General features: G+C 35.1%; 26 protein-coding genes and 1 pseudogene. 6 read left to right on the forward strand and 21 right to left on the reverse strand.

Annotated elements, in window-relative coordinates; all coding sequences use genetic code 11:
• Positions 1–25: 25 nt before the first annotated feature.
• From U8526_RS01940 to U8526_RS01950, 3 genes are all read right to left on the reverse strand, one after another.
• Positions 26–541 carry a hypothetical protein gene (locus tag U8526_RS01940; RefSeq protein ID WP_334340285.1) on the reverse strand — a complete coding sequence of 172 codons (516 nt, stop codon included), beginning with the start codon at positions 539–541 and terminating at the stop codon, positions 26–28.
• A 76-nt stretch (positions 542–617) separates the two neighbouring features.
• On the reverse strand, positions 618–1,259 hold the full coding sequence (locus U8526_RS01945) for an NAD(P)H-binding protein (protein WP_334340286.1): 642 nt from the start codon (positions 1,257–1,259) through the stop codon (positions 618–620).
• A gap of 105 nt (positions 1,260–1,364) precedes the next feature.
• On the reverse strand, positions 1,365–2,240 hold the full coding sequence (locus tag U8526_RS01950) for a LysR family transcriptional regulator (protein WP_334340287.1): 876 nt from the start codon (positions 2,238–2,240) through the stop codon (positions 1,365–1,367).
• Between the two features lie 136 nt (positions 2,241–2,376).
• Between U8526_RS01950 and U8526_RS01955 the strand changes: the two genes are divergently transcribed.
• On the forward strand, positions 2,377–2,760 hold the full coding sequence (locus tag U8526_RS01955) for a DUF2255 family protein (protein WP_334340288.1): 384 nt from the start codon (positions 2,377–2,379) through the stop codon (positions 2,758–2,760).
• Positions 2,761–2,796: 36 nt separating this feature from the next.
• Here the strand turns inward: U8526_RS01955 and U8526_RS01960 are convergent, their stop codons facing one another.
• On the reverse strand, positions 2,797–3,645 hold the full coding sequence (locus U8526_RS01960) for an NAD(P)H-binding protein (RefSeq protein WP_334340289.1): 849 nt from the start codon (positions 3,643–3,645) through the stop codon (positions 2,797–2,799).
• 131 nt (positions 3,646–3,776) lie between these two features.
• Between U8526_RS01960 and U8526_RS01965 the strand changes: the two genes are divergently transcribed.
• Together U8526_RS01965 and U8526_RS01970 are read left to right on the forward strand one after the other, a co-directional pair.
• Positions 3,777–3,944 (forward strand): hypothetical protein, encoded by a 168-nt coding sequence (locus U8526_RS01965; protein ID WP_334340290.1) that lies wholly within the window; start codon positions 3,777–3,779, stop codon positions 3,942–3,944.
• An 84-nt stretch (positions 3,945–4,028) separates the two neighbouring features.
• Positions 4,029–4,358: a TetR-like C-terminal domain-containing protein gene (locus U8526_RS01970; protein WP_334340291.1), complete on the forward strand. Its 330-nt coding sequence runs from the start codon at positions 4,029–4,031 to the stop codon at positions 4,356–4,358.
• Between the two features lie 18 nt (positions 4,359–4,376).
• Here U8526_RS01970 and U8526_RS01975 read toward each other — a convergent pair whose 3' ends face one another.
• Together U8526_RS01975 and U8526_RS01980 are read right to left on the reverse strand one after the other, a co-directional pair.
• A complete protein-coding gene (locus tag U8526_RS01975; protein WP_334340292.1) occupies positions 4,377–5,372 on the reverse strand; it encodes a DUF6933 domain-containing protein in 996 nt (331 codons plus the stop codon).
• A gap of 51 nt (positions 5,373–5,423) precedes the next feature.
• Positions 5,424–5,786, reverse strand: a complete 363-nt coding sequence (locus U8526_RS01980) for a helix-turn-helix domain-containing protein (RefSeq protein ID WP_334340293.1) — start codon at positions 5,784–5,786, stop codon at positions 5,424–5,426.
• A gap of 322 nt (positions 5,787–6,108) precedes the next feature.
• Here U8526_RS01980 and U8526_RS01985 point away from each other — a divergent pair, with 322 nt between their 5' ends.
• From U8526_RS01985 to U8526_RS01995, 3 genes are all read left to right on the forward strand, one after another.
• The gene (locus U8526_RS01985; RefSeq protein WP_334340294.1) at positions 6,109–7,245 is read left to right on the forward strand and encodes a hypothetical protein; all 1,137 of its coding nucleotides are present in this window, start codon (positions 6,109–6,111) and stop codon (positions 7,243–7,245) included.
• A 380-nt stretch (positions 7,246–7,625) separates the two neighbouring features.
• Entirely contained in the window at positions 7,626–8,921 is a 1,296-nt protein-coding gene (locus U8526_RS01990) for an SLAP domain-containing protein (RefSeq protein WP_334340295.1), read from the forward strand.
• A 166-nt stretch (positions 8,922–9,087) separates the two neighbouring features.
• Positions 9,088–9,867, forward strand: a complete 780-nt coding sequence (locus tag U8526_RS01995; protein WP_334340296.1) for a Cof-type HAD-IIB family hydrolase — start codon at positions 9,088–9,090, stop codon at positions 9,865–9,867.
• On the opposite strand, the gene U8526_RS02000 is transcribed toward U8526_RS01995, so the two are convergent.
• The 15 genes and pseudogenes from U8526_RS02000 to U8526_RS02065 form a co-directional block, all read right to left on the reverse strand.
• Positions 9,864–10,235 (reverse strand): hypothetical protein, encoded by a 372-nt coding sequence (locus U8526_RS02000; protein ID WP_334340297.1) that lies wholly within the window; start codon positions 10,233–10,235, stop codon positions 9,864–9,866. The two genes, U8526_RS01995 and U8526_RS02000, sit on opposite strands and share 4 nt — an antisense overlap.
• A 69-nt stretch (positions 10,236–10,304) precedes the next feature.
• Positions 10,305–10,448: pseudogene (locus U8526_RS12990) on the reverse strand (helix-turn-helix transcriptional regulator); the annotation flags it as partial.
• A gap of 152 nt (positions 10,449–10,600) precedes the next feature.
• The gene (locus U8526_RS02005) at positions 10,601–11,422 is read right to left on the reverse strand and encodes a Cof-type HAD-IIB family hydrolase (RefSeq protein WP_334340298.1); all 822 of its coding nucleotides are present in this window, start codon (positions 11,420–11,422) and stop codon (positions 10,601–10,603) included.
• Between the two features lie 95 nt (positions 11,423–11,517).
• Positions 11,518–13,446: a M13 family metallopeptidase gene (locus tag U8526_RS02010; RefSeq protein WP_334340299.1), complete on the reverse strand. Its 1,929-nt coding sequence runs from the start codon at positions 13,444–13,446 to the stop codon at positions 11,518–11,520.
• Between the two features lie 500 nt (positions 13,447–13,946).
• The gene (locus U8526_RS02015; RefSeq protein WP_334340300.1) at positions 13,947–15,119 is read right to left on the reverse strand and encodes a glycosyl hydrolase family 8; all 1,173 of its coding nucleotides are present in this window, start codon (positions 15,117–15,119) and stop codon (positions 13,947–13,949) included.
• Positions 15,120–15,134: 15 nt separating this feature from the next.
• A complete protein-coding gene (locus U8526_RS02020; protein ID WP_334340301.1) occupies positions 15,135–16,433 on the reverse strand; it encodes a glycosyltransferase family 2 protein in 1,299 nt (432 codons plus the stop codon).
• A 157-nt stretch (positions 16,434–16,590) separates the two neighbouring features.
• Positions 16,591–17,457 (reverse strand): diguanylate cyclase domain-containing protein, encoded by an 867-nt coding sequence (locus U8526_RS02025; RefSeq protein ID WP_334340302.1) that lies wholly within the window; start codon positions 17,455–17,457, stop codon positions 16,591–16,593.
• 407 nt (positions 17,458–17,864) lie between these two features.
• The gene (locus tag U8526_RS02030; protein WP_334340303.1) at positions 17,865–18,599 is read right to left on the reverse strand and encodes a hypothetical protein; all 735 of its coding nucleotides are present in this window, start codon (positions 18,597–18,599) and stop codon (positions 17,865–17,867) included.
• Positions 18,600–18,688: 89 nt separating this feature from the next.
• Positions 18,689–19,510: a Cof-type HAD-IIB family hydrolase gene (locus U8526_RS02035; RefSeq protein ID WP_334340304.1), complete on the reverse strand. Its 822-nt coding sequence runs from the start codon at positions 19,508–19,510 to the stop codon at positions 18,689–18,691.
• A 111-nt stretch (positions 19,511–19,621) separates the two neighbouring features.
• Complete coding sequence (locus U8526_RS02040) at positions 19,622–20,431, reverse strand: aldo/keto reductase (RefSeq protein ID WP_334340305.1); 810 nt, start codon at positions 20,429–20,431, stop codon at positions 19,622–19,624.
• 87 nt (positions 20,432–20,518) lie between these two features.
• Complete coding sequence (locus U8526_RS02045; protein WP_334340306.1) at positions 20,519–21,160, reverse strand: DUF2812 domain-containing protein; 642 nt, start codon at positions 21,158–21,160, stop codon at positions 20,519–20,521.
• 12 nt (positions 21,161–21,172) lie between these two features.
• The gene (locus U8526_RS02050) at positions 21,173–21,481 is read right to left on the reverse strand and encodes a PadR family transcriptional regulator (RefSeq protein ID WP_334340307.1); all 309 of its coding nucleotides are present in this window, start codon (positions 21,479–21,481) and stop codon (positions 21,173–21,175) included.
• Positions 21,482–21,565: 84 nt separating this feature from the next.
• A complete protein-coding gene (locus U8526_RS02055; RefSeq protein WP_334340308.1) occupies positions 21,566–22,054 on the reverse strand; it encodes an adenylate kinase in 489 nt (162 codons plus the stop codon).
• Between the two features lie 12 nt (positions 22,055–22,066).
• Complete coding sequence (locus tag U8526_RS02060; protein WP_334340309.1) at positions 22,067–23,644, reverse strand: ABC transporter permease; 1,578 nt, start codon at positions 23,642–23,644, stop codon at positions 22,067–22,069.
• Positions 23,637–24,401, reverse strand: coding sequence for an ABC transporter ATP-binding protein (locus U8526_RS02065; RefSeq protein WP_334340310.1), 765 nt, complete (start codon positions 24,399–24,401; stop codon positions 23,637–23,639). Before U8526_RS02065 ends, U8526_RS02060 begins: the two co-directional genes overlap by 8 nt.
• Positions 24,402–24,460 lie beyond the last annotated feature (59 nt).

The raw sequence follows: 24,460 nt of genomic DNA on the forward strand, positions 1-24,460 counted from the left end.
GTATAGACATATGATATCTAGATTTTTATAAACTAATCACTGCGGCTACACCAATCATTGCCAAAGCAATCATTTGATACCTATAATAAATTTCACTTTCTTCAACTATTTTTAGTCTATCTTCAACAAATTCATCGGTCGTCTTTTCCAAAATACGTTGATATAATCTTACTCGAATTTGGGTATATGATCTAAATGTATACAACCCAATTAAACAAGATGCTATCAACAAAATGGCAGATATATTCATTATAAGCTGATCATAATAATTAAAAGATACATACAATCCAACTATACCTACCGCAAGAGAAACGACGAGTAATAAATAAGAACATGCCCATATATTTCTACTTAACTTTATTTGTTTGTACTCTTGTGGGTATTCTTCCATTACATCCGCGTTCCAGCGAAATAACTTTGGACTATTGACTTCCTTATTGTATTTACGGACCCGTTTAACCCTAGGAAATGTTAAAAACAAAAATATTATAATACCAACTAATACCAATACACTCGATATAATTACTCTCAGTTTAAGCATGAAAATACTCTCCTACCCTTTTATATACGGTATACATAATGCTACACCATAACGGGTATTCTAAGCTAGCCCTTAACTACATCCAACTAGGTTTGTCACCATCGGTATTTGGTTTATTCAAACCAACACTAGCGCGCAAATCTTGACGCGGGTTGTTGATTAATTTCAGTACATAATCGGCTACACTAGCACGTGAAACTTCGGTTCCTTTAAACGGTTGATCTTGAGTTGTTTCTTCATAATCAATTTCATCATTATCAGTTAACCATGCCGGACGAATCTCGGTATAATAACAATTTGACTCTTCCAAAAGCGTCGCTGACTCTCTAAATCCTGGTAAGAAGGCCGATATTGCTTGTTCATTCCATTCACCAAATTTACCTGGCACTTCATGATGTGCACCCAAGGCGCTGATGAAAATCAAACGTTTCTTATCCACTTCTTCCATTGCCGCTAAGATACTTTTTGTTTGAGCTCCTAGATCAGTTCCCCCAACATTTGAATAAATAATATCGGCTGGTTTCATAGCTTCAGCCAAATATTGAGTCTTGAGAACATCCCCATCTACAATGGTTACTCTGTCATTATTTTGATATTGACTCAATCTTTTTGCATTTCTCAAATAGAGTATCAAATTATTTTCTGTTTCTTTTAAAATACGTTCAATTAATATTCTAGCAGTATCACCGTTGGCACCGATAATCATTACTGTACTCATATATTATTCCTGCTTTCCGATTAACTTACTAGAATTATTCTAGGTTCCTCTTAGGCAGATGTCTAATACCTATAATTAATATGTCTTCATACGTAAATTGAATAGTTATTTATTAATATCACTGGATATCTGTTTCAAAAATGCTTCAGCGGCTTGAGAAAGTTTCCGTCCCTTTTGCCAAACTAAATTAGTCCCAGCTGTTTTTCTTGGTTCCAACGGCACAAAAATTAAATCAGATTGATTAGTATTGATAATTCCATCAACACACAAGGCATACCCGACACCTGCAGAAACTAATAATGATGCATTGTAGAGTAAATTATATGTGGCAACAACATTAAATTTCTTTGAACTTTCGCCATACCAATCTTTTAAAGTATCCAAAAATCCATTCTGTTGGGTAATGATCATATCACGATTTTCTAAGTCATCTAAGGTTAAGTGATCCCTATCCGCCAAATCAGAACTACGTGGCATCAAAACTCCCCAGCGACTTTCTCCTAATAAATGAATAAATTCAAAATCTTTCTTCGAAGCAGGATCTACGACAATACCAAAATCAAAGTTTCCTGAGTCTAAATTACGTCGAACATCATTAGCGTTGGTGCTGACGATATTCACTTTAATATGAGGGTAACTATCTCGCAAAGCTTTAATTGATTGCGCTACACTGATGAAACTTCTCGTCTCGGCACTACCGATAACGATTGATCCAGTAATATCTTGACCAACTTGCATGTTATCAAGTGTTTTATCGGCTAAAGCTAGAATTTGATTAACCTGGTTAGAAAAATATTCTCCTTCACTAGTCAATTCAAGTGAACGTCCACCTCGATTTATCAAGGTTACACCGATCTCATCCTCTAAATCCTTCAATTGTCTGGAAATGGTAGGTTGAGAAACATGTAATTTTTCAGCTGCACGACTGATATTTAACTCTGAGGCCACTGCTTGGAAGTAACGTAAAACTCGTAATTCCATTCTTATTTCTCCTTGGTATTACAATATCGTATGATTTTAGATACATTATAAGCATTAGACATTAATTAATTCAAGTCTTACTCTAGGACATGTAAACAAATTGATTAACGTAAGAAAAAACATAAATAGGTGAATTATGACGAGTAAAAACACATGGGCATTAGAACAACTACAAAAATTTTCTCAAGCTGACGATTTCAGGGTTTCGCCATTTTACAGTGATGGTAAGACTTATGGAACTCCCACTTGGATCTGGTCGGTTGTTGTCGATCATAGATTGTTTATTCGTGCTTGGAATGGACAAAATTCACGTTGGTATCGTTCAGCTATTCAGCAACAAGGTGGCCGCATTTTCCTAGATGGCTCCAATCATGAAGTCATTTTTAAAAAGTTACATGATGATAAAATTAATGAACTGGTTGACCAAGGCTATCGTGATAAATATGGAGAAAGTTGTTACTTCCCTCCTATGATTCAAAACGGACCCCGCAGCACCACAATCGAAGTTCTACCTAAATAGCAAAATCCCTCTAGAAAATAATCTAGGGAGATTTTTTTACTTATTGATCAATTCTTTAATTGCTGATGGTAAATCTGTTAATGGATGTCCCAATACTCTTTCAAAATCAGAAGGATTACCCATTTCTTCGCCATTATTACCTTTAAATGTATATTCTTGATAGACCTGAGAAACTGAAGCCCATCTTCCGGAAATACCAGTACTCTCCATCATTGGAACAAATTTGCTGGCCGAAACTTCTTTAATATCTAATTTTGTATTCAATGCCTCTTGAGTTGCCAGAGCTAATTGTTGATAAGTTCTGGGTTCACCGGCTAAATCAAGCACCTCATCATAATTACCGTTAGCAATGACTCTAGCTCCTGCTTCAGCGTACTCTCTCTTCAAAGCAAACGACAATTTACCTTCCGTAGCAAAATAAGGAAATCTTTTCGTCTCAGCAGCGTAGTCAAACAAAGCCTGATTTAATTCCGTATACCAACCATTGCGCAAAAATGTATGTGGAATGCCGGATTCTTTAATCCAATTTTCCGTTTGTTTATGGATTTCATCCAAACCAAATTTGGAATATTCTGGATGAGAAATACTAGTGTAGGCAATATATTTCACATGATTAACTTGTGCCGCTTGAACAACGTTTTGTTGAATATTTAGCATGGATACTGATACAAATAGCAACCGATCAATGCCCTTCAGAGCATCAATCATTGAATTGGCATCCGTGTAGTCACCTATTCTGACATTTACACCTTTATCTTTTAGTGCTTTACCCTTAGCTTCACTTCTAACTAGTCCAAATAAATTAGCTTCTGGTACAAATTTTTTCAAGTAATCAATGGCATAATTACCATATTCACCACTTGCTCCAGTTATCATAATATTCATAGCAATTTCTCCTCGTACTTTTGACATGTTGACAATACTAACGTTATTTTTAAGGCTTTTCATTATACAAAAGTCCCAAAATGTATAAAAATTAGATGTAATTGCATTTTCATATAAACAAGAGGTTAACTATGACACTCAAAAATCAAACCAAATTACTATTTGCCAAAAAATTAGAAGAAATGTTGAAGACTATACCTATGGATAGAATCAGAATTGTAGATCTCTGCAAGAGATGTGACACCATCCCTCAAACTTTTTACTATCACTTCCATGATAAATATGAACTAGTAGCATAGATTTTTCTGTATGACTTCTCAACGGTTTACGGAGATAAAACACCCAGATACTCTATTGAAAGTATCAAAAGAAACTTGATTCAAATGGAAAAGCGGAAAACTTTTTATCAAAAAACTTACACTGATCACTCTCAAAATTCGATAAATCAATATATTCAAAAATTCAATGTTGCTTCAGCAAAGGCCGCCGTTGAAAATTTCTATCAGACTGCATTAACCTCTGATCAAGAGTACGCCATTAAATATCATTCCTATGGCAGTATGGGATTATTCAATGAATGGCTTAATAATTTATCTTCTATTACTATAGAAGATTTGGCCACTTTTCAGTACAATCACACGCCTGAATTTCTGAAGATTGCTTATCAAAATTACTCTTTTAGGAATTCTAAATTTCTAAGCAAAAAAGGATGAGAATCAACTCACCCTTTTTTAATAGTCTAAATAATCCAATAATTCAATAGAGTCTCTCATATCACTTTTCATCGATTTAGCAAAAGCAACATCGACCATTTTGTATTTCGATAAGAAGGTATATAACTTAGCCATGCTTCTTTGGACTAGTTTAGTTCTAGTCCTACTGCTACCATACATATACAATCCGTCGACTGATGAAGCTTCTCTATTAAAAATTGAAATCATACGAAAAGCCAAATATTCATTCAAATAGAATTTTAAGGAACTCTTGTATGATTTAATGGTTTTCTCAGAATATTCGTTTTTAACATCTTCAACAAAAATATTAATCAATTCGTCATTTAATTCAGTCATTTGCTGAACTATTTTATCAAAATCTTCTAAAGAAAGGTCATCTCTAAACGACTCTTCCTGTTGTTTCAAATCGTTACAAATTTTTCTCAACTTCTCAACATCTATTTCTGTAGTTTGTGACTCAGCTTTCTTCCATACAAAATTATTGAATTCCATAATTTGAGGAATATCATTGGCAAAAGTAGCCTTCTTACTACTACCAGAATCACGCAACATATTTGTCATTTTTTGAGACAAAAAAGCTTCATTCTTCTCACCATCAGATACATATAACTCAATAATTTGACTAACCTCATTCAAACGCCCCAACTGATTTCGATTGACAGTTGGTCCTATTTGCCAAGATTTGGCGACTTCTAGATACTGATTTAAATTTTTCTCAGTCATACCTAAACTTTGCCACAATTTTGCCAACTGTTCTTGAAATCTTTGTTCCATTAATACACAGTTTTGAGCATTGACATCATACAGAACAATCGTTAAAGTGCTTGCATCATTTGTAAAAATAACAATTTTTTTACGCTTATGAACAATATGCTTTACATGCCATGAAAAAATAGGATTAGCCGCAGCTTGATTTTTAGAATCTTCATTTGAATCTACTGAGGGAAAATCCTTGAAAAGTAATTTTGATTTTTGAACCACATTGATAAACATTAAGTATTTTCCTTTAACTATATTAATTTACTATTATCAGTTTACCATGAGCTAGTGCAACAGTATCGCCCAGAGCAAAACGACAACTACTAAGACAATAACCCACGGATTCTTCGAAAGAAAATCCCAGAAATTCATTTTGCCATATTTTCTAACATATTTATTATGGATTGGATCAAAAGTGAATTCATTGGGATCGACTTTTGAATTCTCCTGTTTGCCTAAAACTAAAGCGTCTAAACTGACATTAAAGATATCAGACAGTTTAACTAGGTTATTCATATCGGGAGTTGATTCGCCCGATTCCCATTTAGAAATAGCCTGTCTAGTTACATATAATTTACTTGCTAACTCGTCTTGTGTAATACCGCGGTCAGTTCTATATTTTTTTAATTGACTTGAAAAGTTGATCATTTTCAATCCCGCCCTCTATATGGATTAATCTCACTAGTTATATTCTCATATAGTAGCCACTGGGAAACAAGCAACAAATTAGTCATCTCTGCATTTAAAAACAACTAACTTGCGCAACTTCATCTTGCGATACCGTCTAAAAAGGTTATTATTTCAACTTTTAAGGACTTGCTCATTTAGTTGCGTTAAATATAACGGCGTTACAGTATTATTTATTTGATTAGTTACAAAAATATATCCATATTTCATTATGTAAAAATCATGCTGTCATCTATCTTATATTAAAGAGATAATATTTATAATTAACCGACAGGAGTTCTCTATGAGAAAACTAAACTTACTTATTCTAACTTTAATACTGCTATTTATTTCTGGATGCAGCGCTTCTAAGCCTAAAACCGCATCCTACGATATTAAGGCTAACACTCAAAAGATCATTAAATCCGACTCCAAAACATGGATTTTCAATGAAGCTATTAGTTCTAAACAAACTGGTTCAAAAGTCTCTAATAAAATAAGTACCTCTGTTGTTTCTAAAGCTAACGATTTAGATATATGGACCACTTCCAAAGGTGAATTCAAATCAATCGCTACTGGCTATAAACAAACAAGTTTTTCTGAATGGAAAAAGTTATCTCGAAAACACTATATGAAATCTTATCAAAAGAAACTTCACTATATGTCCGTTCAACAAGTCAATGAAGCTCTAAAAGCTTTAGGTGCAAAATTTGAAATTAGTAAGATGTCTGATTTAGTTTTCTTAAAGCCAGAAATTGGTGATCTAGGTTTAAATCAAGCCTTTGTCGCCAAGGGTCACAAGTTATATGCCATCGATATCCAGTATATGGACGTCGATCAAACTACCGTCATTGATCGTGGCAAATCTTTTACTGATACTCAAAACAAAAAATCAGCTAAACATCTCGATGTGAACAGTCTCAATGGAACTTGGATTGCTCCTGAAACCACGACTAGCGCTGAAGACTCTGGAAAAATATTAGTAAAGAATGGCTACCTTTATCAACACCGATACAACAGTTTTGAGCGTTCAGCTATTCAGGATTTGAGTAAATACTCACTTATTTCTTTAAACCAGAACTCAACTTACGCCCTTCAAAAAAGAGAAGCCGCCCATGCTGGTTATCAACTATCACGCGATACCGTTGCCAGTGGTGATAGTATCGGTTACCTATATCTCTTTACCAGCGAAAAAGAATTGATTCGCATCGGTGCTGGCAAATCAACTAAATATCAAAAAAATAGTGACAATGTCTCATCCACTGATCTACCTCAAAACGAGGTTAACATTTTTACTCAAGCGGATACTAACAATCCTAAAAAATCTGCTTCAACAATTACTACTAAGGCTGGTGCCTCAATCGTTGGTATCAGTAGCAGCGTCAACTATTTAACTGATCCAGAAGCCGGCCAAATCATTAGTGAACAAGAGGCCAAATAAAACTCATTACCTTATCAAAAAATTAAGAAAATAATTTAACACACTAATTAATTTGAAATAAGCTTTAATTTTTGAACAAAGTTATATGACTCTTTGTCTTGTAACCATTTATGATATGAAATACATCGTTTATGACAAATACAGTTTCTTGGCCATCTATTGCATAAAATATAGTTAGAAAAAGTGATCAGCTGTGGCATCGTGCAATATTAACTGTCTAAGAATTACTAAAGTTCTAAATAATAATATTGCTATTCCGCCATCGTTCCAATAAAGTGTAGACGTAAAAAGTAATTAGTGAAATCTATTTTGTTTGGACTTTTAGCGGTCACTGATTCGTTTTTAAAAATTATATTTTTCATATTAAGGGGATACATGAAATGAATAAGAAAAGAATCATCTTAGCTTCAACTTTGGCTGTTTTGGTTGCACCAACTGTTTTGGGGAATATTTCAAACAACGCAACAACTCCAGTGCAAGCCGCTACAACCACGACAGCTAATACCATTAAGAATCCTATTGGTACGGTTGACTATGGTGGTGCCTATACCGTTGACGCCAATGGCAAGCAGACTAGTCTCTTTCTTTCTGGCAAGTCATCTTGGAAATTAGGGAAATCCGTTCTTATTAATGGACAAAGATATTACGAAGTCGCTACTAATAACTATATTAGTTCCGAACATATCACTCTTACCGACGGCATGCCCGTTGTAAATCCAACCATGGTTAAGCCTGCTGTTGATAACCAGATCGGTACTTTAGGATATGCAGTTAAACTGGTTGACGCTCAAGGAAATCCAACCGGCAGAACTTTACCTGCTGGATCATCTTGGAAACTAGGTGGCATGTACAATATTGGCATGAATACCTACTATCAAGTTGGAAATAACGAATATGCCCTTGAAACTGGCATTAAAACAAGTATTCCTGCAACATCAAATAATCAAAACAGTAATAATACAAACACTAATACCAACGTATCAGGCCAAATTGGTACCGTAACTTATCCAGCTCAAGTTGTAGATGAAACTGGTCATTTGGCTGGCGTAACTCTACCCGTAGGTTCGTCCTGGAAATTGGGTAAAACAATTGGTATCGGTATGAATAGTTACTATCAAGTTGCTACCAACGAATATGTTCCAGTTAAGAATATTCAAATTAAGGGAACTTCAAACTCAGTCGGTCAAAGTACTCCTATAAATACAACTATCAATTTGTACAGTGCCTCATATATTCTTGATGATAACGGTAATAATACTGGTAAAACTCTACCAGCTGGTTCTTCATGGCATACAGATCAGAAAAAGACAATGAATCATTATATCTATTATCGTGTCGCAACTAATCAATGGGTAACTAATGGTGGATACGAAGGCAGTTCCAATAGTATCTTCTCCAACGGACCTATTGTCATTACCCTCAATAAAGATATTACATTGTATGATACTTCAACTAACTCATTAACTAGAACACTTCCAAAAGGCAGTTCTTGGAGAGTTAATCGTTCCGTTCAAAATAGTAAGGGTCAATACTTTGTTCAAGTTTCAACTAATGAATGGCTCCCCTTCAATGATGGATCAATCCAAGATTATGCTGGTGGTAATACATTTGTAAGTGGCTTGAAGTATGCTGCTGCACTTGAACCAACATTCGCTACTGACGTAACAATTAAATAATTTAAAATCAAAAAACAACATCTATTTGGAAAATTCAATACACTCTATGCGTATCGAACAATCTGAATGGATGTTGTTTTATTTTAATCTCTTACAAAACGAGTCATGTATTTTCTTATGGTAAGATATTATGAGTATACAAAAATAAAATTAAGTTGGTGGTCTCTTGCAAACAAATTATAAAGGAACTGTCTTTTTTGACCTCGATGGAACCTTACTGAATAACCAATCTCAAGTCGATGATTCAGTTGCTTCTGCTGTTCGTCAATTAAAGAAAAACAATTATTTACCTGTTATCTGTACTGGACGCGCACCAATCGAGATTGAAGCGGCCACAAGTGCTACTGGTATCGATACCTACGTCACTTTGAATGGGGCTTTAGTCGAGTCTCAAAGTAAAACTGTTTACAGCAATGATATTAAACCAGACGTGATCAAAAAGATAATGGACATGGCTCATAAAAATGGCGATTCCCTCTTTATGCATGCACACACTAGAAATTCTTTGAGCGCTCAGACACCTTATATTAAAGAATTCTTTCATGCATTAAAATTAGAAATCCCGGAAATTGATCCTAATTTTTACAAGAAAGATGCTATTCCAATGTTCGTTATCATTACTGATGATGACGGCAAGAAATATCAAGAAAAATTTCCAGAACTTCAAATCTATAATACTGGCTACCATTCACTTGATACCGTTGCTAAGGGTGTCTCCAAAATGAGTGGTATCAAACACTTACTCGAAGATTTAAATATGAAAGATAAACCAGTCTATGCTTTCGGTGATGGTGCTAATGATCTTCCAATGATCAAATTTGCTGACTACGGTATCGCTATGGCTAACGGGATTGACGAGGTCAAAGACGTTGCAACTTATATCACTACCGAAAATGTTAACGGTGGTATCGTCAAAGGTTTGAAACATTTTGATTTGATTGACTAAACAATTAATTTCGTGACCATCAAAGCAATGGCTGCTAATATTAATGTAATAATCATTGATCCAGTTATCATTAATAACTGTTCTTTCCAGTGGTTTTGGCGACTTTTCAATCTTTCCTCTGGATCAAGCTTTCGATTCTCTGTGAAAGCCACAATCTCTTTGAACGTTTTAATATTGTGCTTCTTCTTGATCAATTCTACTTTGATAGATGCTCCCACACCAATAGTTAATAAAATAACTGTGATGCTAAAGCCCCACCATGACAAGGCATAGGTCAATGGAACTCCAATAACTATTCCTAACATTAGAAAGATCAACATAATTCCAGTCCAAATGTCCATGCTGTGAGTATCCAGTTCTTTTCTCATGATTCCAATATCTCCTTTTATCAACTCATCTATAGAGATATGGAACAACGTACTCAGGATAAGTAAATTCTCAATATCAGGATAGCTTTTGCCATTCTCCCAATTAGAAATGGTCTGTCGTGAAACATATATTTTATCGGCCAATTCTTCTTGAGAAAAGCCAAATTGTTTTCGATATTTTCTAATTTGCTCGTGTACTTTCGTTATTCCCACCTCCTTATTTTTAGATTAAACGGTAGGTTCTGAAATCACTAGCAAAGTTCTTTGACATTGGTTATTTTGCACATAACGGCGTTACATTATTTTAACCGATATACAAAAATAGAGATAGGAATTTTCTCAAATTCTTATCTCTATTTTTTCGACTATAAAACAAATTTATTAATAACTTCAGCCAAAGCATCATGATTATTATCAGCTTCAGTTACATATTTAGCGGCAGCCTTAACACTGTCAATTCCATTAGCTACACTAACTGGCAGACCAACAGCTTTAAGCATTGGTAAATCGTTGCTGTTATCACCGGCAGCGATGATCTCTTCAGGTTTAATATCCAATAGTTTACCTAATTGAACCGAAGCACTTCCCTTATTGATTCCAGCGGGATTAAATTCAACGTAACGATCAGATGAATAAGTGACGGCCAAGTTCTTAGGATCAACGTTTGCTTCAACGTCGGCACGCATTTGTTTACGTTCAGGCATTGTTGGCAAAGCCATAATAACTTTCATGATGTTTTCGTCTTTAAACTGGTCAAAATTAGCATCCTTCATCTCTTGGAAACTAACGCCACGATTCTTCAAATAGGCTGAATCTTCTGGGACTGGATTATAGATGTAAAGCGTATCCTGCGTATAGACGTGAGTAGCGGCCTTTTTGTTGGCTGCTCCCGCTTCAAAAACAGCTTTAGCAATTTCAAATGGCATCGCATTGATAGCTATAGGACGATTATCCTTATTTTCCAAAATCAAACCACCATTGTAGGAAATGGAATATTGGTTAGGTTGATTACGTAGGTGCATTGTTTCCAAATCATTTTGGAAAGAAGTATAGCTTCGGCCAGAATTGGGTACAAAGTAAACTCCCTTAGCTGCAGCTGCTTGAATAGCCTCAGCATTTTTAGCAGATAAACTGCCATCGTCATTCATTAAAGTCTCGTCAAGATCACAAACAATCATTTTATACATATCAAAAAATCCCTCTCAATCATAAGCTTACTTAACTACTCTAGCGAAGTCAGCTAATAAAAGCAAACGCTTTCCTAAGCAAAACATGTGCCAACTCACCAAATATTTACTCTTTTATCTGGATCTAGCCACATTCCATCGGTCTCTTTGATGTCAAATACCTCGTATAAATCGTTCATATCTTGTGCGATAACATTACACCGTAAGGGTGCTGGAGAATGAACATCTACTGACAAAAGCATCTCATCAATTTGTTTTGTCGACTTGATCCGCCAATTGAGTGCCCAGTTAATGAAGAATTTTTTACCATCAAAATCTTTTTCGGCTTTAGCTACTTCTAATGTACAGGCTAATCCACCGACGTCAGCAATATTCTCGCTGACTACCAAAGTTCCATTAATTTTTTGATCTAAGTAAGGAATCCCCTCAAATTGATCAATCATTTTTTGAGTTAATGTCTGGAAATTATCATAATCCTGCTTAGTCCACCAATTATTCATATTCCCTGACTCGTCAAATCTAGCTCCATTATTATCAAAAGAATGCGAAATTTCATGGGCAATGACTGAACCAATTCCACCATAATTTTGACTAGCAGTTTGATCTAAACTATAAAATGGTTTTTGTAACACTGCGGCTGGAAAAGTAATGTCATTGGCTGAAGAACCATAACTGGCGTTGACTTCATAACCTGGCATATTCCACTTCGACCTATCAAAAGGCTTGTGATATTGCTTGAACATATCCTGTGCTATCAGACTCTTCAAGTGACGAACATTCTCATACAAGGATTTATCTGTGTTAATAGTAAATTCACTATAAAGTGGGTCAACCTTTTCTGGATAACCAATTTTGATTTCCATTTTATCTAATTTTAGAATAGCGTGCTGTTTAGTAGCCTCACTTAACCAATTATTACTGGTCAATCTCTTCTTATAAGTGTTGATTATCTTTCTTACCATACTATTAACATCTTTTTTAGCATTGCCACCAAAGTATTTCTTGCCATAAAAAATTCCAATTGGTTCGCTAAACAAACTTATAGTTAAGTGATAGGCATACTTCTCACGCTTCTCTAACTCATTAATACCCATTAACGCATTCTTATACTGACTAACAATCTGACGACAATTTTCATCGATCAATTCCGCATTTTTCATCAGAAAACTAACTATCATCCACGATTTCACATTTTCAAAAGTATCGTCATTTACCAATTCATTAAAGTGCTCGAAATACCGCGGTTCCCCAACAATAATTTGCTTGGGACTATCAGTAACCAACTCTTGAGTCATTGTTTGTAAATCTAAATAATCTGATTTCTCACCAAATTCAGCAAACGAAATAGGATTATAAATCTTAGGATAGTCGGCCCACTCTTCAGAACTCTTAACAACAGGTACCAACGATTGATCGAATTCAAACGCCTCTTTAATTGTTTTAGAAATAAAATCAGAATCGTAGCCCAATTTAGTTAACAATTCATTAGCGGATTTGGCATACAATTTCAATAATCGTTCACCTGATTCATTACCGGCATCATAGTAAGATTTATCGGGCAAAAACAATCTTGCACCGCCAACGTAAAAAGCCTTCTGCGAGTTGTCCTTCATGTCTTCATGGACATCTATTATCAAAGGCAAGACAAAATCATTCTCAAAAAAGTACTTAAGACCATTATTTAAATCAGTTAAATTATTCATTGAGATCATTTTTTGTAAATCAGTCTTAATATCGGTGGAACCTTTTGTTTCGAGTGCCATTTTGTACAACTTCACTGCCTGTGCAATAATCTTGTTCTGGATAGATTCATCACCTGAGACAAAATTGTTAAAATCAGCTCTTAGTTTCTTTTCAACATCAAAAAATAGATTAGGAAAAGTCCCAACGCGCGGATAATCTTTTGGAATAACAGCTTTCCTTTGCCAATCACCATTAACTGCTAAATACAGGTTATCTTTAAAATCAACCGATTCTGCACCAGTCACATTTCCAGCCCCACCAACTACATTGTTTACAAACAATTATCTCACCTTCGTTTATATCATTTCAGTACAGTATAGCATTAAATTAAAAAAAACAAATTTAATTAATATATTTCTCATAAAAATATCTATTCAAGATGAATTATTTAATCCAGTACCTTTTCTATTTTAAACTCATTTTCACCCAAATTTTTTTAAGAACCAACTGATTTATATGAAACCAATAATCATCCAAACACATCAATTTTAGTAAATAATAATAGACTCAGAAATCTAGTCAGTAGTAGAAAATCTGTGGGCCCTCAGTTGCGAAATTCTACTTAGCTTGCGTCAGCAAGGTTAGTAGAAGACCGAGCTTGGAGATCCATGATTTTTTACGAAGTAAAAAATTATTAGCTTCAAGTCGTGTCCGCAACCTTCCAGCGGCCCACAGATTTTCTACTACCGACGGTATCCTTCCACTACACTATTTATTTTAAGAAGCATAAAAAAGGCGTTCACACCAACTATTTAGTTGATACGAACGCCTTTTAATAGACCTATTTGCTTTGTCCGATACTGCCACTAGTCAACAACATTAACATTTGAATAGTAGCTGGATAATAATTATCCTTTGGTATTTCAGCTGTTAAATCCTTTGTATAATTGTGTTTCAAATTTTGATTAGACAGCACTTCTGCGGAATACGCCACTGGGGCTGTAAAAGCAATATTAGTGTAATTCTCAACTGCTTTGCCATCTAAAGTATAAACTGCTGTAATCTTTTTCTTTGATGCAAAAAACTTATTCATCTTTTGTGCAATTCTTTTACTTACTTGACTGTGATTCAATTGATAATCATAAGCTACACGCCAAGGAATTCGACAAGCGTTAAATCCATATTGAGCATCATATTGTGATGCTACTTGATTAGGTTTTACAGTTCCTAATTGTAATTGATTACCTTTGATCGTCACAAAGTCCGCCATTAGTCCTGTCTTATGCTGATCACTTAACTTCTTCAGAGCATTTTGACTACTTTGAGCTATTTTTGTCCAACTGCCATCTTTGGTGTAACTGGCAAATTTACGGAAATAAGCTGTCATTAAATCAGATGTTCGAACTAGATTTGCTGACTGAGACGCAGTGGCCCAATTCCCTACTCTTGGCAAATTAGTTGTTGGATTAATTTCATGCTCTTTAATTGCTTCTAGTAAATCACTGGCTAATTGATTATATTTCAAATCACCTTTACTGCCCCATTTTTCGTCAGCTAAGATCAAAGAATAGGCAATATCTAAATCACCATCGGTCGCACTGGTCTGCTCAGCTTTTGTGCTAACCATCTCACCATTCTTTTGATTCTGACGCCAGGACATTAACGGATTATCTGAACTAATTCGATGTGCCAGATAATAACGTGTCAATTGATCAAAGGATTTTTGATCACCAAATCCTTGTTTTGCGGCCATAACTGTTATCAGCATCCCGTATCCTTGAGCTTCTGAAAGTGTCTGAGCCTTCCTACCAGTATTCGTCTTGACATACTTCTGTTTGCTCGAACCTCTCAGATAATCTTTCTTCCAAGTCTGATAACGGGATTTGATGGTCGCTGAACTGACATTAGAAGAGGTGCTTTGTGGCGATTGTGTATTATAGATTGCTGTTCCAATCGCTATAGCAACTAAAATTACCAAGCCACTGATCAGCCATTGATACTTGTGTTCCTTCAAATTATTAAGCCCCCATTAAAATCTTTGTGTCTTATACCATTGCGTATGACGCTTGCCGGTAATTTTATCTCGCAAAATATCCCAAAAAGCAGCGATTGAAACGATGATAAATAACTGTGCATAAGTAAAGTACGAAACTAACGTATAGAAAAAGTTTTTAACTGTCTCTTGACCATAATCGCTAGCCAAAGCAATATTCATCTGCAATAAGTATAAGAAAAACATCATCAACCAATTGATCATAAATAAAACTGACAACGGTGTCCCTAAGGATACTAATTGATGAACTTGTGGAAAGATAAGTTGCACGCTACCTAAAAGCATATTTAGAATAAATATGGTATTAGAAATAATAATTGCCGCATTAAATAAGAAGAAAGTACACATATAGTAGAATACTTCCAACTTGATCCGCCAAGATGAACGGTCAAATAAGTGTTTTAAGTTATCCAAAATTACTTCATAGTTACCACGTGCCCAGCGTTTACGCTGATTGTAGTAAGCAAAAAGTGTTTCTGGTTCCTGCTGAAAAGCTTCTGCTCGATGTGCTAAGGCAATTAACTTCCCTGACCCCATTAGACTGAATGAAATAGCGGTATCTTCGGTTAAAGCACCGTTATTCCATCCACCAATTGATTGAACGACTTCCTTATTAATAATGAAGTTGGTACCGGGAATTCGGCCAATCTTAAAAAGCTGCCACAATCCGGTATGTTGAATTCGTTGTGTATTAACAATTTCCAAATTGATACAACGAGTCAAAAAGTTTTGTTGGTAGTTACGAGTCTTATTACGACCAAATGCTGCTGCATAACGTTTAGGATCTTCTAAAACTTTCTGAACAAGAAAATACAGTGCGTTTTTTTCAGGTGCCGCATCAGCATCGTAAACGCCTAAATACTCACCAGTCGACACCTTTAAAGCATCATTCAGTACTCCAGCTTTTCCACCCGTACCAGTTCTCTCAATGACACGAAAATTATGATCCCTGAATTCCTCAATTTTCATTAATTCACGTACTCTATCAGCCGTGTGATCATTACAATTATCAGCGTAAACCAATAATTCAAATCGATCCAATGGATAATTCAAATGCAATATAGCCTTAACGGTATCTTGAATTACCAGTTCCTCATTGTGCGCCGGCACTACCAAAGTTACTTTCGGATAACGTTTTAACGGTGGTAAGTTATCAATATTGGTATGCTGTAGATGCTTAAAAATAAAGATAACGCCGCCACTTAAAGTTACGACTGTCATAACAATCGATAGCCAAATTGTAATTATAGCAATGACATATAGATTATCGATCATGATGTTTATCCTCCGTATTGAAGCGACGGACAGTTAATTTAAAGATTCGCCACCAGCAGATTGACAAAACTGTGGTAACAATTCCAAAAATTATTGTGACTATCAAACTAAATGAAAATAGCCAATTTAAACTTCCTAAGACCATTCATTTCTCCCTCTATAGGTATTCTTTAACAATATCGGTTTCTGCACTACGTTCCAATTGTGTCAACGTGTCCTCTACGTTACGGTTCTTAACTCGATCTTGACTAGAATAAGTTATTTGTCCCATTCTCAAAACTAATGCATTTCTAGCCAATCCAAATTCCTCAGCAATATCGTCGATATGATTCTTAATTTTTTCTTTCATAATTGGAGCATTATCAGCTCCTAACATTGGTGACAGGATAACAAATCTCCCCGCACCGATATAGTATAAGTGGTCAACGGTAAATAACATCCCACCTAAATGTTCCGCCGTAGCTCGTAAAAGTTGATTAAACTTTTGATTACCTAAGTAATTAACAATATTCTCTAGGAAATCAATTTTGACCATTGTTAGAGTAAAACGATAATCTTCCTCATGGTAATAAACTAATTTCAATTCCCTAGCTACTGCAATATTCAAAGCCCGTGAATTCAGAGCACCTGTAATTACCTCTAAGTCAGGTTTCTCTTGTTGTAGTTGAGCTAACTCTGCTGCTAACGCTTTTCTTTTCAGCAATTGATGATCTAATAAGTACATTAAATAGGTAGTTAATGGTGTAATTGTCAATAATGCTACTGCTGGCCATAAGTATAATTCCCTTGTATAAGGGATCATTAACATTAGACCGCCAGCACACATACTAACAAAGGACAAAACACTTCCTAGGATGATGTAAGTCGTTCGTCCTAAGAGCAATCCCAAAATAAACACCAACGAAACCATCAGAAAGTTCAACCATGATCCATCAATGACACTCAAATACAATAAAGTATACTGATAAATCAATATCAGGAGCATCCCTACAAAGACCATATTATCGATTGATTTAAACTTCATTCATTCCATCCTCATTTATAAAAATATTATCTGTTAATTCCAATCAACCTAGTTAACAACAACTTTAATGTGTTGTCAAAGAAGTTTTTACTGAATTTAGGAAAACTAAATCGAATTAAAATACCATAAATTAACTATTTTTTAAACTATTTTGCTCATTATAAAACAAAAACCAACCGCAAAGATAGCTCTGCAGTTGGTTTACTAATTTTTTACAATTAACATATTCCTAACAAAACCGAGCCTGCTCAAGTGGCGCTCTATCTAATATTCTCGCACTTAGAGCAACTCACTTAGACTCGCAATAAAAGGGCCGATAGCATTCAAAAAATCGGTCTTGTTAGATTAAACATGCGATTCGCATAATATGGAAGATAGCTAGTCAATATCATGACTAGATTCTAATTTTATTTATTATACTTCTGATTCAATTCATCGGTTAAGTTCTTAATATCCTTAGCCATCTTGGGATTAGCCTTCAATCTGGCATCAGCTTGAGGATTATTTAAATGATAATCTTTGTCATCAGAATTTTTGATCCAATAGTTAAACGCTGGCATGTTCAAATCATAAGTAGTTGATCTTGCTAATTTATTTTGCTTGATTGTCTGCATATAAGTAGTTGGTTCTTTCTTTTCTATAGGTGAAATACCGACAATTATCTTAGAACCAATTTTAGGTAACGGAGCTTGAGAGTACTGTACTAAGATGTCGTGCTCTGCTTCTCTGGTCTGGTTTTGATCTTTGTACCAACGGTTAGTAGTAGTCACCCCACCGTTCAATACGAGAGTAATTTTCTTACCCTTTAAAGATTTCTTACCATTAATAACTTTATCAACCACGATTGTTGCTTTGGTATAAGCAGCGTTATTAGGATTATTCAATTTTGACAAATTATATACTGTTCCCTGGATCACTGACTGGTTAGCACCGTTTAATTCTTTCATTGAACGTGCTATTAGTCCACGATCATTTCCAGTATTATCGGTTGTGACAACTTCCAAATCTTTTATCACTTTATTCCAACTATTAGCGTTTCTCTTGATATCACTAGTATTGCTGGAGTTTGCTGCTGAAGTTTGACAAGCAGCTAAGGGTAAAACAAATATTAAAGCAATTAAAACTACGAGTATTTTTTTCATTTTTTTATTCCATCCTTGCGCGATATTATCTCATGTTACACAAAAATAGAGTAGCTCGAATTTCTTATAAAAATTTACAAATAGTATTGCTATATTATTTGCTCTAAAATATTGAGAACGCCCTCATCATTATTAGAATCGGTGAAGTGATCGACTTGTGCCTTGACTGAAGCAACTGCATTATCCATCGCATAACCATAAGGCGTCAATGTCAACATCCCTAGGTCATTTTCGTTATCGCCAAAAGTCATGATCTCATCATCGGCAATATTGTATTTATCCTGTAATTCGTGCAGACCAGCGGCCTTGTTAACGGTACTTTCACTAATTAATTCCGTGTTATAACCCGAAGTTTGACTTGAGAGACCACTTGGCAATGATTGACGTAAATTGTTCATCATGACATCAAAGTCCACATGCTCACCAAAGGTCACTCCAATACTCGTAACTTGATCTTGCAGGCGTTGTGGTGTGATCGTAGCTAAGTCCGTAACTCGTCGCAAATGATTGTAGTAATGATAAGTCAAATCATATGAAGCCTGAGAAATTGATTGGTCAACATAAGCTGATTTAACACCAACTACTAAATGTTCAACAATATCAGTCGCATCAAATTGTTGATTGATTACATTCAAAGTAGCCGTAACGGCCTCTTGCGGCATAGCACGAATTAATAGTGGCTGATTATTACTATAAACGGCAGCACCATTTTGAGAAACAAAGTCCATTTCCTCTTTGAATTCTGAAAATTGATCCTGCAAACGCTGATATTGTGAACCACTGGCCGCTACTACGCGAACATTTTTAGCTCGTAACTGCTGAAAAATTTTACTAAAACGTTGGTGATTGTATGTATTGTTATCATTTAAAAAGGTTCCATCCATATCAAATGCTACTAATTTAATTGCCATAACTTCTCCCTCTGTGGAAATCATCTTTTCATGATAGCACAAATCAAATAGCCCTCAAACACTATACAAATTTTTTCATTCGTGTAGTATTCGAGAGCTATTTTGAATTACTTATTTATCATAGTTAAGATGTTCATCTTTGTTCAAACCGTTGATAGCTTCAATTTCATCATCTGTAAGACTGAAATCAAAGATATCAAAGTTTTCCTTCACACGAGCAACCTTTGATGACTTAGGAAAGACAACATATCCTGTGTCAATGTGCCAACGCAATACAACTTGAGCAGCTGTCTTGTTGTGTGCTTGAGCAATCTTGTTAATTGTTGGATCTTCAAGAATAAAGTGACCGTGACCAATTGGTGAGTAACCTTCGTTAACAATACCATTTTCCTCATCGAATTTACCCAATTCAACTTGTGTCTTGTATGGGTGACGTTCGATTTGGTTAACCATAGGTTTAACTTTTGCCATGTCGAAGACTTCTTTAAGTTGTTTCTCAGAGAAGTTTGATACACCAATAGATTTAACTTTACCTTGATCATAAAGTGTTTCCAAAGCTTTCCATGTATCCAATGTCAAATTGAAGTCTTCTTCATTTGGCCAGTGAATTAGGTAAAGATCTAGATAATCCATTTGAAGATCTTTTAGTGTTTGTTCAAAAGCAGCCAATGTCTTGTCGTAACCTTGGTCAGCATTCCAAACCTTTGATGTGATGAAGAGATCTTCTCTCTTAACGCCAGCGTCCTTAAAGGCTTTACCAATAGCAGCTTCATTGCCATAAATGTGTGCACAGTCAAAATGACGGTAACCGGCATCCAAAGCACCTTGGATAGCAGCTGGAATATCAGCGTTGTCAATACGATAAGTTCCAAAACCTAGCATAGGAATTGAAACACCATTACTTAATGTCTTAAATTGCATAATAAATTCCTCCTACTATTAATTAAACTACACTTGTATGCGTTTTTTCAAAGATACTAACTTATCAATTAATATCTTTACATTAATTTACTTGTTATTAATTAAACTGTCTCTAACATCATTACCATTTACGATAGCTTTTAAAATATAATAGATCCCCATAGCCAAAAAGAATAAGAAAAAGACTGACCGTAGCAAAGCAAATGGCGTTTCAAATAAGAAAGCTTTCCAAAACATACTTCCCTGCATATTCCATAGACCTGGTGTTAAATACCAATTTTTAAGATCGAATAAATTTCTCCAGCTGAAATATCCTGCTTGTATAAGAACAAAAAGATCGGCAAAAAATAAGATTGCATAAGTTATCGCAAAATCCATGAATCGCTTTCGTGGTAAATTTTTAGACTCTAGATCTGAAAAAATATCTCTCGGTGATTGAGCATTCTTTTGTTGAAAATACTGTGCCCCACCATGACGACTTCCATACACCAATTTCCAACCACTATCTGAAAACATTGTTACATAGTCTAAGTACTTATTAGTATTCATATTTTCGTTGTGAAAATCGATGCGCGTATATGGATTAAAATCCGATTCCGAATTTAATTTTTTAAATGTATAAATATGTAAAAACGGATTGACCTTAACTAAACGATAACCCGTTTCCTGAACTAGATTAATCCATTTTTCTTCTGCTTTTAAAGATAGAAATAATTTAAATTTTCTCATCACAATTGACCTCTAATATCCAAATTTATTTGCTACTTTAACTAGTTGCTGCATTCTTTGTGTTTCTAAACTCAGAATATTCTTACCATCTTCAGTTATTTGATAAACTCGCCGACGTTTGTCTTGGCTGGGGACTTCTTTAATCCATCGTAGTTTTAATAGGTTTTCAATAGCACCATACATAGTTCCAGCAGCTATTTTGACATCCCCATTACTTAACTGATCAATCTCTTGAATTGCACCGTACCCATGGAGTGGATGGTTTAGAACTAACAAAATATAATAAACTGTTTCGGTTAGAGGTAAATTTTTATTTCGCATAGAGTAATCTCCTCTCTATATACAGTTCAACTATATACAGTGTAACTGTATATATGATTTATAGCAATAAAAAAACCACATTATTCAAATGTGGTCTAAATAATTATTAGCCTCAGCACGTGATTTGAAGATAACCACGTTTACCTCATCCTTATACTTGTTGATTGACGTATAAATTTGAGGCAATTCGTCTTGAGAAAAATTCTCTATAAATTGTTTGAATTCGGGATCAAAACTAGTTTCTGTCCATGGTAAGTCTTCACGTGTCTTACCTATTCGTGACTGTGCCCCTTCCAAACAGACTTCCACCGGATAATCCAAAAGAAAGACTGTATCGCAATACTTTAATCGTTGTTCAATAGTTCTTTGATAATTTCCATCAATGATCCATTTATTTTTTTGCAAAATATGTTGCAATGCTTCATCAAATTCCGCTTTAGTATGAGTCGTTTGATCTGACTTATGCCACAACATATCTAAATAATATAATGGCAATCCAGTTTTCTCACGTAATTTACGGGCAAAAGTACTCTTGCCAGAACCTGGACTACCGATAACGATTGCTCTTAACATGGCCTTATCCCCTTATTCAAATTTTTGCCAAAACTTCTGACGGTAATGTTCTACCATTATAAATGATAAAGCAATTATTAGAAAGGCAACTATACCATTAACTACAACTGCTGGCTTACCAGTACCAATTAAAAAGCTATAAAGCACTATGACACCAACACTAAGAATCATGACGATTAGCATCTTCAAAACAATTGCCATGTTCCCGCCGCCCCGATTAAATAACTCTGTAACATTAGTCCAATTTGTTATACGCAAGCGATAATCTCGACTAAAATAGTACAAACTAATTAGATAAGTTCCCCAGATAGTACTGAGAATCATAGCTAAAGACAAGTAAAGGTTCAATCTCCAGACAATTATCATTACTATGATCAATGCCAAATTGATTACCAGCTGAAAAACAAAACCTAAAAGAAACTTACGTTTCAAATACTGTTTCATTGATATCGGCAATGAACTGACAAATTCTAAACTACCTCGATCTAGAGAAATCATATTAGCGACTACTGCCGTTGAATTAGTTGTAAAAGTACTAAAGGCTAATCCACCCACGAAGAAAACTCCCATCCACTTCAAAGGTAAGTCGTTAGGAATTTGTGTGAAAGCAAAAGTGATGATGAAGATCAAAGGTAATGCAACTGAATTAACAAGTACCTGCAACAACATGTTCGACTCTTTCAATACTTGGCGATTATAAGCATCCAAAATAGCATTGAGGTTCTTCCGATTAACATGCTTACGTTTACCAGAAGCCGACAACATCTGTGAATTAATGCTTGTCAATTGACTACCCAAATGAGGTAAGATCGAACGTTTTAAAATAAACCCTAAAATCAACAATACAATGATTAACCCTGCCCAATTCAATAGACTTATTACTGAAATTGGTTCTACAAAGGTTTTAAAAAGTGGCAACATAATTGGATTAATTGCTTGATGCTTCCCTGCCATGTAATCACTATTATTTACCAAAAGAATTCCGGCCATAGCAATTACTAAAGTAACCGCCATTAAACCGTTCATAACTATTTTTTGATGTTTACGAAAGATACTAGTTTTAGTTAAAGCAAAAACAATAATCGCACAAGCAAACAAAATTATTGTCAGAACAATACAAAAGGCTATTAGGGATAACAAAAGTGCAATTGGAATCATAACCCCAGCATGCCATGCGGTTGAAAAGAAAGCTATAAATAACGGAAAAATAAACGGTATAACGTTAATGGCAACAACAGTTACTTTACTGAGAAAAATTTCTTTTTGCTTAAAGGGCAATGGTAAATAATTGTTCAAATCTTTGCCAGCAAAGAACACGCTGTATATGCCAGAGATACTTTGAGAAATGGCTAATAAAACAAACAGAACAACATAATAAGTGAACATATTAGGATATTCGGCTAAATTAATTGGTAGCATCACCATTCCGTAAATAAGGAAGAATATTAGGCCATTGAGCCAAAACTGCATTTTCAATCTATTGGTTAACTCGGCACCACTCTTACCTTTTCTACGCAAACGATCCGTTACTTGAGGATTCAATAATCTCAAATTAACGGCTAGCAGATTCTTGAATTGGTCCTTATTCATGGATATCACCTTCAATATCATCAACTAATTCAGCACCGTTTTGACGGCCTGCCATTTTCAAATATATTTCTTCAAGTGATTCATCATTATTCTGATCTAAAAGATCTTGTACTGAACCGTTATAGATCAAAACACCTTTTTTCAAAATTGCTAACTCATCGCATAGCTGTTGAGCTGTGTCTAAATTGTGTGTTGAAAAAATAACAGTCTTACCCTTAGCCGCATGTTTTTTCATCAATTGTTTTAAATCATAGGCCGCCTGTGGATCTAATCCCTGCATGGGCTCGTCCAAGATCCAAATATCGGGATCAGGCAATAGTGCTCCTATTATGATTGTCTTCTGTCTCATACCGTGGGAAAAGCTGGCTAATGTCTCATCGACATGTTCTGACATATTGAATAAAGCTACTAGCTCCTGACGTCTTTGCTCTACTTCAGCCGTTGACAAACTATAGGCTGATGTCAAAAGATCCCAATACTCCGCCGCCGTTAATTGGAGAAAAATATCAGGTGTATCAGGAACATAGGCAACTTTTTCTTTTATTTCTTGGCGATGTTCTTGTAAATCTAGACCGTCAACTTTGATGGCTCCACTGGTTGGTTCAATAATACTGACTAAATTCTTGATTGTAGTCGATTTACCAGCACCATTGTGACCTAAAAATCCGAAGATTTCTCCTGATTTAATTTTGAGATTCAAATGCTGCAAAGCCTTCTTATCCCCGTAATTTTTACTTAAATCCTCAATTTCAATCATTAATTAATCTCCCGTCGAATAATCTCTTGATTTATTAAGTATAACAATTCAGATTTTTT

Origin of the sequence: Companilactobacillus sp. HBUAS56275, from assembly GCF_036913655.1 — a bacterium.
Lineage (GTDB): Bacteria > Bacillota > Bacilli > Lactobacillales > Lactobacillaceae > Companilactobacillus > Companilactobacillus pullicola.